Genomic DNA, 2810 nt, shown 5'->3' on the forward strand with positions numbered 1-2810 from the left:
ATGGATGTAAAGCCAATAAACCTATATCTTTCCATGAGAGTACCTTATCCTCGAGAAAAGAAATTACCCCAACATCCTCTTTCACAAACACTTCATTTAATTCCTGATCAGAAATAAGACCCTGATTTTTGAGCTTCCTGATTTTATTAAATGCACTTTCTTTTTTTAGGTAGCTTGAAGTGTCAAATTGATATACTTGCTTGTTTGTTGGAATAACTAACTTTTCCTTTTTAAGTAAAAGTTCTTCCAATATATACCACCACAGAAACACCTTTTTATCTGGAAAGTCATTACAAACATATACTGTAAATGGCACCTGATACTTTTCAAACACCGGCAGCGCATGTAACAAATTATCTTTATAACCATCATCAAAAGTGACTACTATAAACCGGCGTTTTGTTTTTCTCTTTATTCTGTCAGGTACATCATCAATCGAAATAAAATCATACCCCTCTTTCTTTAAGTATTTTAGAATTTCCTCTAAATGTCGAGGTGTAATCTCCAGGCTTAAGTGATTATGAATACGCGCCCTACTATCAGCAGGCAACACACGGTGTAACATTAAAATATGACCTTTACCAGCATAAATAGGCTTCAACAGGTGATTGATTTGCAACACATCAAAGCTGGGAGCAATCATTTGCGCCAGGCGCTTCATATAATATGTTTTCAAAGCGGCCATCTACTTTCGTCTAAAGTTTTTTCCGTTTTTCATTCTTAAAAAGATGTATTTCAGGTACTCATATTTTAAACAGACTTTAATGGGTTGGCCCGTTTGCTCAATAGTTATACGGGGTATGTGCCGGATTGTAAAATCATCCATCATTCCATTAATCCCAAAACTCACATCTACTTCTCTATGTATCTGTTCAATGACACTTTTACTTATTTTCTGATCATTCATTGGAAATGCAAATAGAGCATATTTGAGCTCAAATTGCTTAACAACCCATTCGATACTTTCTATACTCTGTAGTACTTGTTCATTCTCTTCCAACTCATTGTAATTTGGATGATCCATACTGTGTCCACCGAAGTAAAATCCATCATCCAACATCTCCTGAATTTGCTCTGATGTTAAATAAATGGCTTGCTTTTGCGCAACGTTTTCAAAATCTATTTGAAACAAATGTGCCAATTGATCGATGATGAATGATTTCTTGTAAGTAATATGATACAAATCTTCAGGCACAAACGATGGAGTTATACCAACACTTTTGAACAACTGCTCCCATTGAGAGCGAACTACATTGATTGATTCCGAATTATTTTTCCGAAGCAAGTAGTTCACCTTGCGTTTGTAGTGCAGACCTCTATTATCAATAAAGTCAGGATTTATAAAAAAAATGGCTTTAATATTATATTTTTTTAGAATCTTACTAAAAAACTGATAGTTAATAGCTAAACCATCATCGAAGGTCAGAACTACCTTGGGTAATCCATTATTTGTAATATTTCCGTTTGTTTGAATAATCTCTTCGGGCGATATAATATCAAAGTGCTCTTTCAAAAACCTGATATCTTTTTCAAACTCAGCTTTAGACCGATAAGTATTTTTATTGATGACAGAATCGGGGTCAATACCTTGAATGCTATGATAATTAATGACTATCAACGGCCTTTGGGCTAACGATCTCAGCCAATTAAAAGGTAAGAACCTGACAATATGCATAATTAGTTTCTTACCCATCTATACGCTCGTATTTTATATTGTTATTTTTTGGAGGAATATAAAACAGAAAGGCTCCAATATTTACAACATCCCTGAAAAATTGATGAAAAGTACGAATAATGGCTTGTCCAATTCCATGCCATCCATGTGAATAGGTAATACCGCCAATAACAATGAAGGGATACAACAATATAGTTTCGTAATAACCGAATGCAGTTGCTAATATGGAAAAAATAAGGTACAACATGGTTGGGTCACTGCTTAACATGCGTTTCATCACAAACTTGTTATTTAAGTGTTTGCGGTATAGAATCGCACGTGGCAATACCAGGGAACCATTATTAAAATCATTCCATATCCTGTTTTTATCCATGTAATGAATGGTATGATGCAATGCTACTACCTGCTTTCGGCGCAAAAGTAAAACTCCATGTTTTGATAAACGGAAACCCAAGTCTAAATCCTGTCCCTTCGCAAAAGTATTATTCATCCCTCCTATTTCATTCCACAAAGCCTTGGTAATTGCAAACAGTCCACCTGTTGTGTATTGGTATTCATCCGTTTCGCATGCAACTTTTTTATAGATTTCCCGGTGTAATGGCTGATCATGTTCATCGTAATACTGGTTTTCCCAGTTCCCTGAAATAAATGGATGTATCAACTGTGATCGTTCGTTAAAAAAAGCGTCTTTTAATTCCGGTTGTATTTGCATATCCCCATCAACAAACACCAAAATATCACCCTTTGCTAACTCTGCTCCAATATTACGAGCTATTGCCGCATTATTATTTGCTGTGAGGGCATAAACAGATATATCATCAAACTGGCATGCTATTTCAACACTGTTATCTGTGGAAGCTGAATCAACATATATTATCTCTGTTGTAGTCGCAATGGATTCACATACTTCGCGAACGCTCTCTAAAGACATCTGTAGGTATTGTCCTTCGTTTTTTCCTATGACAATAAAAGAAATCATTAGCCTATCTCCTCCAATACATTTCGTTTGCGATAGTACGCATAAAACAACTTTAAGATTTGTATTGGAAAACCAATTAACAGGTTTACCCCTGCATGGCGCCGGTAATAATGCCACCACATCTTCCAACTTGTTGATGCATATGGGTTAAAAAAT

3 protein-coding genes are annotated in these 2810 nt (G+C 35.4%); all 3 read right to left on the bottom strand.

Features of this window, described 5'->3' with window-relative positions; all coding sequences use genetic code 11:
• A partial coding sequence (locus AC4MRQ_RS25560) for a polysaccharide deacetylase family protein (protein WP_491200565.1) occupies window positions 1-685 on the bottom strand: 685 nt, incomplete at its 3' end.
• A complete protein-coding gene (locus AC4MRQ_RS25565; protein WP_491200566.1) occupies window positions 686-1693 on the bottom strand; it encodes a polysaccharide deacetylase family protein in 1008 nt (335 codons plus the stop codon).
• Complete coding sequence (locus tag AC4MRQ_RS25570) at window positions 1686-2654, bottom strand: glycosyltransferase family 2 protein (RefSeq protein ID WP_491200567.1); 969 nt, start codon at window positions 2652-2654, stop codon at window positions 1686-1688. The genes AC4MRQ_RS25565 and AC4MRQ_RS25570 overlap by 8 nt, the downstream gene beginning before the upstream one ends.
• Window positions 2655-2810: the final 156 nt, after the last annotated feature.

Source organism: Carboxylicivirga sp., assembly GCF_982718395.1.

Excerpts from the sequence above, each read along its gene's own strand:
- AC4MRQ_RS25570 (WP_491200567.1), bottom strand. The coding sequence starts at position 2,654 with ATGATTTCTTTTATTGTCATAGGAAAAAACGAAGGACAATACCTACAG.
- AC4MRQ_RS25565 (WP_491200566.1), bottom strand. The coding sequence starts at position 1,693 with ATGGGTAAGAAACTAATTATGCATATTGTCAGGTTCTTACCTTTTAAT.